Annotated in this window: 14 protein-coding genes and 7 tRNA genes; 19 read left to right on the top strand and 2 right to left on the bottom strand. The window is 25.4% G+C overall.

From position 1 onward, the window contains the following. The first annotated feature begins 14 nt into the window (after positions 1–14). The 19 genes from QEG99_RS02770 (at position 15) to QEG99_RS02680 (ending at position 11,013) form a co-directional block, all read left to right on the top strand. Positions 15–88 (top strand) — tRNA-Trp (locus QEG99_RS02770). A gap of 34 nt (positions 89–122) precedes the next feature. After that, positions 123–617 (top strand): redoxin domain-containing protein, encoded by a 495-nt coding sequence (locus QEG99_RS02765; RefSeq protein WP_280101672.1) that lies wholly within the window; start codon positions 123–125, stop codon positions 615–617. Between the two features lie 75 nt (positions 618–692). Further along, positions 693–768 (top strand) — tRNA-His (locus QEG99_RS02760). A gap of 111 nt (positions 769–879) precedes the next feature. Beyond that, positions 880–1,878 carry a type I glyceraldehyde-3-phosphate dehydrogenase gene (gene gap, locus QEG99_RS02755; RefSeq protein WP_280101671.1) on the top strand — a complete coding sequence of 333 codons (999 nt, stop codon included), beginning with the start codon at positions 880–882 and terminating at the stop codon, positions 1,876–1,878. 325 nt (positions 1,879–2,203) lie between these two features. Next, positions 2,204–2,278: transfer RNA gene (locus QEG99_RS02750), tRNA-Asn, on the top strand. A 1-nt stretch (position 2,279) separates the two neighbouring features. Continuing rightward, a tRNA-Glu gene (locus QEG99_RS02745) sits at positions 2,280–2,355 on the top strand. A gap of 5 nt (positions 2,356–2,360) precedes the next feature. Beyond that, positions 2,361–2,436 (top strand) — tRNA-Val (locus tag QEG99_RS02740). Between the two features lies 1 nt (position 2,437). Continuing rightward, positions 2,438–2,513, top strand: a tRNA-Thr gene (locus QEG99_RS02735). A 65-nt stretch (positions 2,514–2,578) separates the two neighbouring features. Further along, positions 2,579–2,663 (top strand) — tRNA-Leu (locus QEG99_RS02730). Positions 2,664–2,777: 114 nt separating this feature from the next. Further along, positions 2,778–3,626, top strand: a complete 849-nt coding sequence (truB, locus tag QEG99_RS02725; protein ID WP_280101670.1) for a tRNA pseudouridine(55) synthase TruB — start codon at positions 2,778–2,780, stop codon at positions 3,624–3,626. A gap of 3 nt (positions 3,627–3,629) precedes the next feature. After that, complete coding sequence (locus QEG99_RS02720; RefSeq protein ID WP_280101669.1) at positions 3,630–4,424, top strand: YcsE-related riboflavin metabolism phosphatase; 795 nt, start codon at positions 3,630–3,632, stop codon at positions 4,422–4,424. Position 4,425: 1 nt separating this feature from the next. Further along, positions 4,426–5,256, top strand: a complete 831-nt coding sequence (locus QEG99_RS02715) for an FAD synthase (protein ID WP_280101668.1) — start codon at positions 4,426–4,428, stop codon at positions 5,254–5,256. A gap of 83 nt (positions 5,257–5,339) precedes the next feature. Beyond that, positions 5,340–5,852, top strand: a complete 513-nt coding sequence (locus tag QEG99_RS02710; RefSeq protein WP_280101667.1) for an adenine phosphoribosyltransferase — start codon at positions 5,340–5,342, stop codon at positions 5,850–5,852. 206 nt (positions 5,853–6,058) lie between these two features. Next, positions 6,059–6,514 carry a 30S ribosomal protein S6 gene (rpsF, locus tag QEG99_RS02705; protein ID WP_280101666.1) on the top strand — a complete coding sequence of 152 codons (456 nt, stop codon included), beginning with the start codon at positions 6,059–6,061 and terminating at the stop codon, positions 6,512–6,514. Between the two features lie 11 nt (positions 6,515–6,525). Then, positions 6,526–7,029 (top strand): single-stranded DNA-binding protein, encoded by a 504-nt coding sequence (locus QEG99_RS02700; protein ID WP_280101665.1) that lies wholly within the window; start codon positions 6,526–6,528, stop codon positions 7,027–7,029. A gap of 17 nt (positions 7,030–7,046) precedes the next feature. After that, on the top strand, positions 7,047–7,289 hold the full coding sequence (rpsR, locus tag QEG99_RS02695) for a 30S ribosomal protein S18 (protein WP_280102363.1): 243 nt from the start codon (positions 7,047–7,049) through the stop codon (positions 7,287–7,289). 58 nt (positions 7,290–7,347) lie between these two features. Beyond that, the gene (gene ychF / locus QEG99_RS02690) at positions 7,348–8,451 is read left to right on the top strand and encodes a redox-regulated ATPase YchF (protein ID WP_280101664.1); all 1,104 of its coding nucleotides are present in this window, start codon (positions 7,348–7,350) and stop codon (positions 8,449–8,451) included. A gap of 2 nt (positions 8,452–8,453) precedes the next feature. Continuing rightward, positions 8,454–9,446 (top strand): hypothetical protein, encoded by a 993-nt coding sequence (locus QEG99_RS02685; RefSeq protein ID WP_280101663.1) that lies wholly within the window; start codon positions 8,454–8,456, stop codon positions 9,444–9,446. A 7-nt stretch (positions 9,447–9,453) separates the two neighbouring features. Then, positions 9,454–11,013, top strand: a complete 1,560-nt coding sequence (locus tag QEG99_RS02680) for an amino acid permease (protein ID WP_280101662.1) — start codon at positions 9,454–9,456, stop codon at positions 11,011–11,013. A 213-nt stretch (positions 11,014–11,226) separates the two neighbouring features. Here the strand turns inward: QEG99_RS02680 and QEG99_RS02675 are convergent, their stop codons facing one another. Both QEG99_RS02675 and QEG99_RS02670 read right to left on the bottom strand, forming a co-directional pair. Next, entirely contained in the window at positions 11,227–11,358 is a 132-nt protein-coding gene (locus tag QEG99_RS02675) for a hypothetical protein (protein ID WP_280101661.1), read from the bottom strand. A 69-nt stretch (positions 11,359–11,427) separates the two neighbouring features. Next, positions 11,428–14,055, bottom strand: coding sequence for a hypothetical protein (locus tag QEG99_RS02670; RefSeq protein ID WP_280101660.1), 2,628 nt, complete (start codon positions 14,053–14,055; stop codon positions 11,428–11,430). Positions 14,056–14,119 lie beyond the last annotated feature (64 nt).

The following is a 14,119-nucleotide window of genomic DNA, read 5'->3' as shown; positions in this document are numbered from 1 at the left end:
AATAACTGTTTTATGGGAGTTTAGTATAATGGCAGTACAATGGATTCCAAACCCATTGGTAAGGGTTCGATTCCTTTAACTCCCGCCATTTGCAAAAGCACCAAAATTAAAAAAGGAGAACTATGAAAACAAAATTTAAGGGAATAGAATATTCTTTAGTAAATGAGCTAATTAGTAAAAATGAAAAAATATCATTATCATTAACAGATATTCATTTTGAAGATGTTCAATTAAATAAATTTGAAAAATTAACAGTAATTTCTGCATTTCCTTCAATAAACACTTCAGTTTGTGATTTACAAACTAAAGGAATTGCAAAATTAGCAAATGAATTTCCAAATGTAAGATTTATTTCAATTTCAATGGATCTTCCTAGTGCAATTTCACAATGAAAAAGCGCAAACGATTTGGAAAATATGGAAATTTATTCTGATTATAGAACAAGAGATTTTGGATTAAAATCAGGTTTTTTAATTGATAAAATATTTTTATTAAACAGAGGATTTTTAATTATAGATAAAGATTCAAAAGTTTTAGAAGTATCAGCAAATAATGATGTTCATGAACAAATTGATTTTGCTAAATTAAAATCTTTAATTATAAAAAATTTAGGTTAATAACTTTGTTATTAACTTTTTATTTATAAAAAAATTTGTAATATATATTTTTTTTAGTATAATTATAAAGTTATGGCGGATGTGGCGAAGTGGCTAACGCATCGGGTTGTGGCTCCGACATACGCGGGTTCGATCCCCGTCATCCGCCCCATTTTTTAAATTTTCTATTTTCAATTAGATAATTTAAAAAATGGTTTTTTTTATTTCGTTTTATAATTAAAGTAATATAATTTGTATGTTAAATATATTTGAAAGGAAAAAAATGAAAAAAATTGCAATTAACGGTTTTGGTAGAATTGGTAGATTAGTTTTTAGAGCAATTCAAAAATTACATAAAAATGAAATGCAAGTTGTTGCTATTAACGATTTAACCGATGCTGCTACATTAGCACATTTATTAAAATATGACACAGCTCATGGAAGATATGAAGGATCAGTTGAAGTTAAAGATGGAAGTTTAGTTGTTGACGGACAAGAAATTAGAATTTTAGCTGAAAGAGATCCAGAAGTATTACCATGAAAAGAAATGGGAATTGATGTAGTTGTTGAAGCAACAGGATTTTTCACATCAAAAGAAGGATCTGAAAAACATTTAAGAGCAGGAGCTAAAAAAGTTTTAATTTCAGCACCAGCTTCAGGGGATTTAAAAACAGTTGTTTACAATGTTAACCACGAAACATTAACAAAAGAAGATAAAATTGTTTCTGCAGCATCATGTACAACAAATGCATTAGCACCAGTTGTTCACTTTTTAGATAAAGAATATGGAATTGAACGTGGATACATGACAACAATTCATGCTTACACAGGAGATCAAAGATTACAAGATGCTCCTCACAAAGATTTAAGAAGAGCGAGAGCAGCAGCATCTAACATTGTTCCTTCATCAACAGGAGCAGCAAAAGCTATTGGGCTAGTTGTTCCATCATTAAAAGGAAAAATGGATGGTATTGCTTTAAGAGTTCCAACAATCACAGGTTCATTTGTTGATTTAGTAGTTGAACTTAAAAAACAACCATCTGCTGAAGAAATTAATGCATTAATGAAAGCAAATGAAAGCGAATCATTCGGATACAATGATGAGCCAATCGTTTCATCAGATATAATTGGAGAAACACATGGATCAATTTTCGATGCTACTTTAACAAAAGTTATGTCAGTTGATGGAAAAAATCTATACAAAATTTACACCTGATATGATAATGAAGCATCATATGTTAATCAATATGTAAGAGTATTGAAATTATTAAGTTCATTATAATAATTTTGGCAATTGAAAAATGGAAATTTAGGTTTCCATTTTTTTTTATTTTAAATAAACTATTGTATATTTTTTATATGTATTAATTAAATGCGAACTATTTTCTTTATTTTCAAAGTCATTTTTAATATTTAGCTAATTATTTAGCAATTTTACTATGTATAAAATAAATTAATATGATTTAATTTTAAAAGATTTAGTTTTTTTATTTTAAAATAATTAAATTGTGCTATAATGATTAATGCCTATAAATAAAATAATAAAAAATAGTTTTGAAATTTAAAAAAATATTATATAATTAATAGGCTTAATATATAGCTAAAGTGCCGATTTAGCTCAGCGGTAGAGCAGCTGGCTGTTAACCAGTTGGTCGCAGGTTCGATCCCCGCAATCGGCGCCATGGCCCATTGGTGAAGCGGTTAACACACATGGTTTTCATCCATGCATTCACGGGTTCGAGTCCCGTATGGGTCACCATTTTCGGAAGATTAGCTCAGTTGGGAGAGCATCGCCCTTACAAGGCGAGGGTCGTGGGTTCGAGCCCCTCATCTTCCACCATGCCGTCTTAGCTCAGCAGGCAGAGCAACTGACTTGTAATCAGTAGGTCGTAGGTTCGATTCCTATAGACGGCACCATTTATGTTTGTTGGAAATTTCTTAGGAAATTCAAGGTTCGATTCCTTGAAAACATACCTCATTATGCGCGAGTGGTGAAATTGGCAGACACGCTAGATTTAGGCTCTAGTGCTTTGCGGCGTAAGGGTTCAAGTCCCTTCTTGCGCACCATATAATTTTAATATTACCTAGCAAAAACATTTTGTTTTTGCTTTTTTAACCCTTTTTTCCAATTTCAAAAGGATTTTTAGGTAAAAATTAAATTATTTTTTACATATAATAATTATGATTAAACTTTTATACAAAGAAAAAAATGTTTCTTCTTTTCAAAAAATAAAAACTTTTGCAAAAGAAAATAATATTAAAAAAATCGGTCATTCAGGAACATTAGATCCGATGGCTACTGGCTTATTATTAATAGCTACTGATGAAGATACAAAATTATTAAATTATATTGATAAGGAATTTAAATCGTATATAACAACGATGAAATTCGGTTTTAAATCAGACACGCTTGATGCTGAAGGGAAAATTGAAAAAATTGTTAATTTTCAAAAAGTAACTTTATCAGATGTTAAAAGTGCACTCAATGCATTTACTGGCAAATACTGACAAACACCTCCGAAATTTTCAGCAAAAAAAATAAATGGAACAAGAGCTTATCAATTAGCAAGAAGTGAAAAAAATTTTTCACTTAATAAAGTAGAAGTTGAAATAAAAAGCATTATTTTTTTAGATTTTAATTTTGAAAAACAAGAATTGAAATTTGAAGTTGAAGTTTCTAGAGGAACTTACATAAGAAGTTTAGTTCAAGATATTGCTCATTATCTTAATGGTGAAGCAATTATGACCGAATTAGAAAGACATAAAATAAATAATTTATCAATTGCTGATTTAAATAAAAATGAAATTAATCCTTTAATTTTGATTAAAAACATAAAAACAACATCAATCAATTTAAATGAATTAATTTTACTTTTAAAAGGAATAAAATTAAATACTGAATTAGATAATCTTGATAATACTATATTAATTTTTAATCAAAAAATTGTCGGTTTTGCAAAAATTGAAAATAAAAAATTAATTAGTACTAAACTTTTTGGAAACAAAATAGAAAAAATATTAAAGGAGTAAAAAATGAAAAAATATAAATTAGTTTCGTTTGACATTGATGGAACTTTATTGCCTTATGCAGATAAAGATTTTTATCCCGAAATAAAAAACATGTTTAAAGAATTGAAAAAAAATGGATATACCGTTGTAATTTGTACAGGAAGAGAAATGGTTACTATCGGTAATCTTTTAGATGGTATTGAAGTTGATTATTTTTTAGGAGCTAATGGTACATTTATTTATGATTGTCATAAAAAAGAAATAATTCACGAAGATAAAATTTTCTATTCAGATTTTATGGTGTTAAGCGACTTTTTAGATAGCAAAAATGTTGATTATAGTGTTATGACAAACAAATATGGATTTTTCTCAGAAGGACATAGTTTTGATAGTTGATTTTTAAGAGATCATACAGATAAATTTAAATGACTAAATGAATTAGATTCTAACGATAGTCTTCATATTATTACTATTAAAACTGAATCACAATCATTAATTGAAGAAACTAGAAAATTTTTAAAAGATAAAAAATTAAAATTAGAAATAAATTCAACTTGATCAAAAGGATTTTTTGTCGGTCCTGTAAATAGCAATAAAGCTAGAGGATTAGAAAATTTAGGAAATATAATCAATGTTTCATTAGATGAAATGATAGCATTTGGAGATAGTTCAAATGACTATGAAATGATTAAAGAAGTTGGTTATGGAGTTGCCATGAGCGATTCTCCAGAAAATATTTTATCTGTTGCTAAAGATATTGCTAAAACCGCAGAAGAAAAAGGGACTTTATTAAAATTAAAAGAATTAGGAATAATTTAAAGTGTCTAACGTTTATTTATATAACGATAATAAAATAAAAATTGAAGATTCAGCATTTATTCTAGGTTCATTTGAAGCAATTCATAAGGGGCATTTAAAATTAATAAATAAAGCAATTTCCGAAAATGAAAAAGTAACCATTTTAATTTTTAAAAACCCAGAAGAGTTGCCAAAAAATAATAACTTGCTATTTATGGATCTTAATTCGCGAATCCAAATTTTAGCCAATTTAAAAATCGATAATATTTTGGTTGTAAATTTTGATGAAAAAATAAAAAATATGTCTGGAATTGATTTTTTAAATTCTTTAAAATTAATGGGGGCACAAAAATTTTATATCGGCAAAGATTTTAAAGCTGGTAAAAATGGTGAATTAAATTCGGAAAAAATTAAATTAAATTTCAATGAAACAGTCGTTGTAGATTTATTAGAAAATAATAATGTAAAAATTAGCACATCGATTTTAAAAGAAAATTTAGTTTTTGGAAATTTTTCTTTTATAAATGAAAATTTAGTGGCTAATTTTTTAATAAAAATACGGATAAATTTTAAAAATCAAATTTTTTTCTTAGAAAAATTTCATAATTTACCTCCTGGTTTATACATTGTAAAATTAATTTATAATAATAAAAAGTATCACGGTTTTATTCATATAAACTTTGATAAAAATATAAAAACTCAACTACATTTATTTAATCAAGATTTTTCAATTGCTGATATTGAAAATTGTTTTTTAGAAATTATTAAAGAACATCGATTCATTATTTCAGAATCAACTAATGTTGTAAACAATCAAGAAAAAAGTGAAATAAAAAAATTCTTTTTGAAATAAAAATATTTTAAATTTTTAACCAATATTTAACTATTTATGGCTGTTTTTTAATAAAATCAATAATTGTATTATAATTTTTAATTATGGAATTAATTAAATATATAAGAGATGTGCAAGATTTTCCTAAAAAGGGAATTCTCTTTAAAGACATTTCTCCATTATTAGCTGATGGAAATGTATTAAGAAGTGTAATTGATCAAATGTCTGAATTGTCAAAAGATGCTGATATTATTATTGGTCCTGATGCTCGCGGTTTTTTGTTCGGAACTCCAGTAGCAGCTATGCTTAAAAAACCGTTTATTATGGTTAGAAAACCAAATAAATTACCAGGACCAGTGATTTCAATGAAATATGATTTAGAATATGGTTCAAATATACTTGAAGTTCAAGAAGGAATGATTAAACCAGGACAAAAAGCTATTATCATTGATGATGTTTTAGCAACTGGTGGTACAACTAGGGCGATTATTAATTTGGTTGAATCTCAAGGTGCTACAGTAGAAAAAATCGTTTTATTAATGGAACTAGAAGAGTTAAAGGGCAGAGAGCTGTTGGCGCCATATAAAGTTGAATCTTTAATAAAAATTAAAAAATAATAATATAAATATCAAAATAACAGATCTTCCAAAAAAAGAAGATCTGTTATTATTTAAATGATTTTTTATACTTTTATTTTATATAAAATAAAATGTTAATAATAAATTTTTGTTTTTTAAAAAATAATATATAATTCAAAAGAGTATTTCTAAAATATCTATACTCCTTGATCTTAAATAGATCCTGATGACCGAAAGGAGCCAAAATGGCAAAATATGAAATTATGTTAATTTTAGCACCAACTGAAGATTTTTCTTTAGCAACAAAACTTGCTAAAGAAGTGTTTAAAGACGGCGTTAAAAAGGCAGAGAAATTAGAAAGAACACATTTAGCTTACCCAATTAACAAATCAACAACTGGTACATATGTATTATTAAATGTTGAATCTGAAGAAAGTGTTATTTCAGAGTTTGTTAGAAAAGCAAATATTCAAAAAACAATTTGAAGAACTCTTGTTATTAATTTAGATTCAGAAAGAGGGTTAAATCGTAAAGCTAAACCAAAAAGAATGAAAAGATCCCTTTCTTCATTTAAGAAAAATCAATCTAATTCTGAAAACTCTTTAACAGAATCGAAAAAAGAAGATTCTGTAGCAACTAAAAAAACTGTTAAAAAACAAAAAACTGTAAAAAAATCAGAATCAACTGAAGAAAGTAAATAAGAAGGTGTTTTATGAATAAAGTTATTTTAATTGGAAGAATTGCAAGTAATATTGAATTACAAAAAACCAAATCCAACATTAGTTATATAAGAATCAATGTTGCCGTTTCTAGAAGATATTCTTCAAACGACGGAAGCGATATTACTGATTTTATTCCAGTAGTTGCTTGAAGAAATACAGCAGAATTTATTGCAAAAAATGCTGCTAAAGGTTCTAGAATTTCTGTAGAAGGAAGTTTTGTAAGTAATAGTTTCACTAATAGCCAAGGACAAAATGTTACTTCTAATGAAGTTTCTGCCGAAAATATTAGTTTATTAGAAACAAAAGAAACTACAGAAAGAAGAAAAAATAATTCTTTTGGACAAAATAGCAATAATTATTCAACACCTAATACTTTTAATGAAAGTCAACCAACATTTTCAACAGTTCAACCTCTAAATGTTAAATCGGAAATAAATAAACAAGAGTTAAATGACGAAGATGAAGCTGATTGAGATGTTGATAGTTTCATTTAATAGAAAGGAAAGATATGATTAATAAAAAAGTTAAAAAACAGTTTAAGAAAAGACCATGCTATTTTTGTTTAGAATCAATTGAATATATTGATTACAAAAATACAGAAGTTTTAGAAAAATTTATTAGTAATCACGGGAAAATTCACCCTTCTAGACTTACAGGTACTTGTTCAAGACATCAAAGATTGTTATCAACAGCGATTAAAAGAGCAAGAATTGTTGCATTATTACCATTTGTTGCTGAAAGAGTAAGAAAATAAATAATTTAAAATCTTTAGTGTTTGAACTAAAGATTTTTTTAAATTAAAAGGAGAGAATATGTCATTAAAAGCAGGAATAGTCGGACTTCCTAATGTAGGAAAATCAACATTATTTTCAGCACTAACTAAAATGAAAGTCGAATCGGCAAATTATGCTTTTACCACTATTGAACCAAATATTTCAATTGTGGAATTAAAAGATAAACGTTTAGACAAATTAGCTGAATTTGTTAAACCTGAAAAAATTTTACCTACGACTTTCACATTTGTCGATATTGCAGGTTTAGTTAAAGGTGCATCTCAAGGCGAAGGGCTGGGAAATAAATTTTTGTCCAACATCAGAGAAGTGGATGCAATTATTCAATTTGTTAGGTGTTTTGACAATAAAGATATATTACATGTGGCTAACGAAATTAATCCTAAAAACGATGTTGGAGTTATTAATTTAGAGTTATTATTAGCAGATATGCAAGTAATTGAAAATGTATTAAAAAGAATTGAAAAAAAGGCATTAAATTCAACTGATAAAAATTTAAAAGCAGAATATCAAGTGGCTTTAAAATTAAAACAAGCATTTAGTCAAAATCAAGCAGCTCGTGATTTATCATTAACTGAAGAAGAGCTGAAAATTATTAAAGGATATCAGTTATTAACCTTAAAACCGATTTTATATGTAGCTAATATTGATCAAAAAGACATTGAAAATCCTTTAAATAATAAACATTATCAATCATTAGTGCAATTAGCAAGTGAATTTAATAATTTAGTTTTACCAATTTCAATTCAATTAGAATATGAAATTAGTCAACTTGAGGATCAAGATAAGCAAATGTTTTTAGATGAATATAAACTAGAATATTCAGGATTGGAAATTTTAACAAGAGAAGCCTTTTTTTTGCTTAATTTAGCAACTTATTTTACTGCCGGGGTTAAGGAAGTAAGAGCCTGAACATTTACTAAAGGAATGTTAGCTCCACAATGTGCTGGAATAATTCATAGTGATTTTGAAAATAAATTTATTAAAGCAGAAATTATTTCTTATGATGATTATGTTTCATCTGGCGGTGAAAAAAATGCTAAAGATCAAGGAAAAATGCGTTTAGAAGGAAAAACATACATAATGCAAGATGGAGATATTTGTGTGTTTAAATTTGGTAAATAATTATGAAAAATAAAGTAAAAGATAAAATTATTTATTATGATAGTGATGATTACCATATCAATAATTTTAAACAAATGAAATTAACAAAGTGAGTTTATTTACCAGTTTTTGGTACAGTACTTTTTTGATTTATATATAAATTATTTTGTGATGTAAATTTAATCGATCGTTTAAGAGCTTATAAAACTAGAACAAAATTTGCAATTTTTTATCTAATCATTCTTGCTATTTTTTTAATATTTATTGCGATGTTATTAATTTCATTTACAACTAAAGTATTTGATCATTTTAATAAGTTAAAATATGTAATTGTTTGCATTCCGTTGTATATAGCTATTTTTGCCTTTTCAATATTGCCTTTAATATTTAAATGGCAAATTAATTGACTAATTATTAGTAATAAAAATTTAGTTGTTAATAAAGATAAAATTTATTATCGTGTGTGAATTGAAAATGATTTAACTTATTTTGAAAATCTTGCTAAAAATATTAATGCTAAATTAACTAAAACTTTTTTAAGTGATAATTTTGAAAAAAATGAAAAAGGGATGATTATTAATAAAACTGGCAAAAGCAGAATTGAAATATTAGAAGAAAGTGCACAAAATATTTTAGATAGTCCTACAATGAATTTTGCTACTGGTGGTTTATTTGGTTTATTAATTTTAAGATTTATAAGATTTTTTGACTACTATTTTAGTTCAATTATTATTTTGCAAAAAATTAAAAATGATCATAAAAAATCATTATCTAGAAAAATTAATTTAATTTTAGCATTTAGTAAATTTTTAACTTGAATAATTTGAATATTTTTTATTACTTCACTTATTTTATATCATCAAAATGAAGGTTGAATTACTAATTTTGATAATTTACAATTTTCTTTATTTTTAATAATTTACTTAACAACATTTGTTTTTATTTCTATATTAAGAGCTCAACTAATTAAAAAAATGATTGTTCAAATGTGCATACATACATATAAAATGAGTTAATTAAATTATGAAAAAGCGAGTAAAAAATAAAAAAATTAGTTATTTTTCTGCAATTATTTTAGTAATGGGCTCATCGATTGGAGCAGGAATTTTTTATAAATCACAAGCAGTTTTAGAAGGAAACAACCAATCATTATTACTTTCGATATTATCGTGAGTTATTGCAACGATTTCGGTAATAATTTTAAGCATTTCATTAATTGATATTACTAAAAAATCAGATAAAAATTCTAATTTATCAATTGTTGGATGAAATAAAATTGTTAATAACGATTTTATCTATAAATTATCAAAAAACTTTTTTATTTATATTAATATTCCCTTATCATTTTTTGTTTTACCTTTATATTCATTTTTATCGATTCAACAAGGTTTAGAAGTTTATAATATTGCAGTGTTTGGCACTAAATATGATTGAATAATTTGACTAACAATTGTTATAATTGTAACTTCTATTATAACAATATTAGGATCATCATTTTTAAATTTTGGTAATTATTTAAATCAAATTACTTTTATTTTTAAAATCATTTCCATTTTAGCAACTTTAATTGTTTCAGTTGCTTTTATGATTAATGAAAAAAGCGAAATTCACTTATTTGCCATAAAAGCTGATGAAATAGACTTTTCACAAAATTTCTATTCTGGATTTAAATTAATTCCTTTTGGCGGTTTAGCAATTTCAATTCTATCAATTTTTTATGTCTATGACGGCTTTTATTCATCATTAGGAATACAATCAGAATTAAAAACTCCCAATAAGGTGCCTTCAATTTTGATTTTAGGACTATCAGGAGTACTAGTTATTAATTTAATTATGGCAACTTTTATGTCATCAAACGGGAAGGCGAATTTTACTGAATTTAGTTATTTTTTAAAAAAACACGATTTAAAATGAATATATTCAACAATAAATTTTGCAATGGGAATCGGAGTTTTAGGGATTGTAAATTCTTTCTTTTTATGAAAGCCACGATTAATTGAAGAGTTAATTATTAATAAAGAAATGATATTTTGAAAGAAATTTATTAATAAAGCAAATAAAAAACGTCCTATTATTGGAGCGATTTACACATTAATTATCGCTATTCCCTTCACTTTATTATTAGGTGTTATTGCTTCTTTATTTTATGTAGGCAAGGGAGATTATATTAATTTAGGTTCAGGTATGGATGGTCTTTATTCATTTGTTGATATTGTCGGTAATTGAACTACCTTATTTATTTTTGGATTTTTAATTTTAGCAATTATAGGTGATTTAATAACTAAATGAAAAAATAAAGAAATTGTTAGTAAAAAACAAAAATCTGCCTTCATTTTACAAGTGGTAGCTACAATTTTTGTATTTTTAATTTTATTAATAAACTTTTTAATGCCTGTTGTTGATTTAGTAATTATAATTTACCAAAAACAATTTGTTAATACTACTTTAAATTATGATCAATATCAAAAGCAATTAATATCAGCAATTACCACAATAATGACAATGATATTAATTTGTTTAATAATTTTTATTCCTTCAATAATAGAATATAAAAAACAAATTAAGAAAAATATCTATTATTAAAATATATAAAAAAAGATTATCTTAAAAAGCGGAGATAATCTTTTTTAATTCATTAATTATTAACTTTCGTTTTATTATTTAAACTCATTATTTAATGGTTTAATTTTTTTGTTCTAACTCAAGCTTTAATAAATATATTTTCCAATCTCATAATTGACTACTATCCATATTAAGAATTTGTTCTCTGTTTGGTAATTTAGTTTTATTCTGTCTTTAAAAGCAATATAATGAAACCATTTTTTTATATCAATTATCCAATTGATCGCTATTCATATTAAGAATCTCTTCTCTACTAGGTAATCCGGTTTTATCATTCTGTCTTAAAATGCGATCTAATAAATTCATTTTTTATCTCAATTATCCAATTGATCTCAATTCATACTAAAAATTTCTTTTCAAGTTGGAAAGTTAGTTTTATCATTCTGTTCTAAAATGCGATTTAATAAATTCATTTTTTATATCAATTATCCAATTGATCGCTATTCATATTAGAATCTCTTCTCTACTAGGTAATCCGGTTTTATCATTCTGTTCTAAAATGCGATTTAATAAATTCATTTTTTCATATCAATTATCCAATTGATCGCTATTCATATTAAGAATCTCTTCTCTACTAGGTAATCCAGTTTCATAACTTTGTCATAAAATGCGATCTAATAAATTCATTTTTTTATCTCAATTATCCAATTGATCTCAATTCATATTAAGAATCTCTTCTCTACTAGGTAATCCGGTTTTATCATTCTGTCTTAAAATGCGATCTAATAAATTCATTTTTTTATCTCAATTATCCAATTGATCTCAATTCATACTAAAAATTTCTTTTCAAGTTGGAAAGTTAGTTTTATCATTCTGTTCTAAAATGCGATTTAATAAATTCATTTTTTTATCTCAATTATCCAATTGATCGCTATTCATATTAAGAATCTCTTCTCTACTAGGTAATCCAGTTTCATAACTTTGTCATAAAATGCGATCTAATAAATTCATTTTTTTATCTCAATTATACGATTGATCTCAATTCATATTAAGAATCTCTTCTCTACTAGGTAATCCGGTTTTATCATTCTGTCTTAAAATGCGATTTAATAAATTCATTTTTTTATCTCAATTATCCAATTGATCGCTATTCATATTAAAAATTTCTTTTCAAGTTGGAAAGTTAGTTTTATCATTCTGTTCTAAAATGCGATTTAATAAATCCTCTTTTTCATATCAATTATCCAATTGATTGCTATTCATATTAAGAATCTCTTCTCTACTAGGTAATCCAGTTTCATAACTTTGTCATAAAATGCGATCTAATAAATTCATTTTTTCATATCAATTATCCAATTGATCTCAATTCATATTAAGAATCTCTTCTCTACTAGGTAATCCGGTTTTATCATTCTGTCTTAAAATGCGATCTAATAAATTCATTTTTTTATCTCAATTATCCAATTGATCTCAATTCATACTAAAAATTTCTTTTCAAGTTGGAAAGTTAGTTTTATCATTCTGTTCTAAAATGCGATTTAATAAATTCATTTTTTTATCTCAATTATCCAATTGATCTCAATTCATACTAAAAATTTCTTTTCAAGTTGGAAAGTTAGTTTTATCATTCTGTCTTAAAATGAGATTTAATAAATTCTTTTTTTCATATAAATTACCCAATTGATCTCAATTCATATTAAGAATTTCATCTCTACTAGGTAATCCAGTTTCATAACTTTGTCATAAAATGTGATCTAATAAATCCATTTTTTTATCTCAATTATCCAATTGATCGCTATTCATATTAAGAATCTCTTCTCTACTAGGTAATCCGGTTTTATCATTCTGTTCTAAAATGCGATTTAATAAATTCTTTTTTTTATATAAATTATCCAATTGATCGCTATTCATACTAAAAATTTCTTTTCAAGTTGGAAAGTTAGTTTTATCATTCTGTTCTAAAATGCGATTTAATAAATCCTCTTTTTCATATAAATTACCCAATTGATCGCTATTCATACTAAAAATTTCTTTTCAAGTTGGCAAGTTAGTTTTATCATTCTGTCATAAAATGCGATTTAATAAATTCATTTTTTTATATCAATTATCCAATTGATCGCTATTCATATTAAGAATCTCTTCTCTGCTAGGTAATCCAGTTTTATCATTCTGTTCTAAAATGTGATTTAATAAATTCATTTTTTCATATCAATTATCCAATTGATCGCTATTCATATTAAAAATTTCTTTTCAAGTTGGAAAGTTAGTTTTATCATTCTGTTCTAAAATGCGATTTAATAAATTCATTTTTTCATATCAATTATCCAATTGATCGCTATTCATATTAAGAATCTCTTCTCTACTAGGTAATCCGGTTTTATCATTCTGTTCTAAAATGCGATTTAATAAATTCATTTTTTCATATCAATTATCCAATTGATCGCTATTCATATTAAGAATCTCTTCTCTACTAGGTAATCCGGTTTTATAACTCTGTTCTAAAATGTGATCTAATAAATCCATTTTTTTATCTCAATTACCCAATTGATCTCTATTCATATTAAGAATCTCTTCTCTACTAGGTAATCCGGTTTTATAACTCTGTTCTAAAATGCGATCTAATAAATTCATTTTTTTATCTCAATTACCCAATTGATCTCTATTCATATTAAGAATCTCTTCTCTACTAGGTAATCCGGTTTTATAACTCTGTTCTAAAATGCGATCTAATAAATTCTTTTTTTCATATCAATTACCCAATTGATCTCTATTCATATTAAGAATCTCTTCTCTACTAGGTAATCCAGTTTTATCATTCTGTTTCAATATGAAAATTAATAAATTCATTTTTTTATCTCAATTATCCAATTGATCGCTATTCATATTAAGAATCTCTTCTCTACTAGGCAATCAAGTTTTATATTCCTGTAAAAACGTGCAAATTCATCGACTCATTTTTTCCTTTCAATTATCCAATTGATCGCTATTCATATTAAGAATCTCTTCTCTGCTAGGTAATCCAGTTTTATCATTCTGTTCTAAAATGCGATCTAATAAATTCATTTTTTCATTTTAATTATCCAATTAATATCTATTCATACTAAAAATCTGTTTTCAAATTGACAAG

The organism is Mesomycoplasma lagogenitalium (assembly GCF_029854295.1).
GTDB classification, from domain to species: Bacteria; Bacillota_I; Bacilli_A; order Mycoplasmatales; family Metamycoplasmataceae; genus Mesomycoplasma_A; species Mesomycoplasma_A lagogenitalium.
The sequence above is the reverse complement of the archived record's forward strand: the minus strand, read 5'-3'. Positions and strand labels throughout refer to the sequence as shown.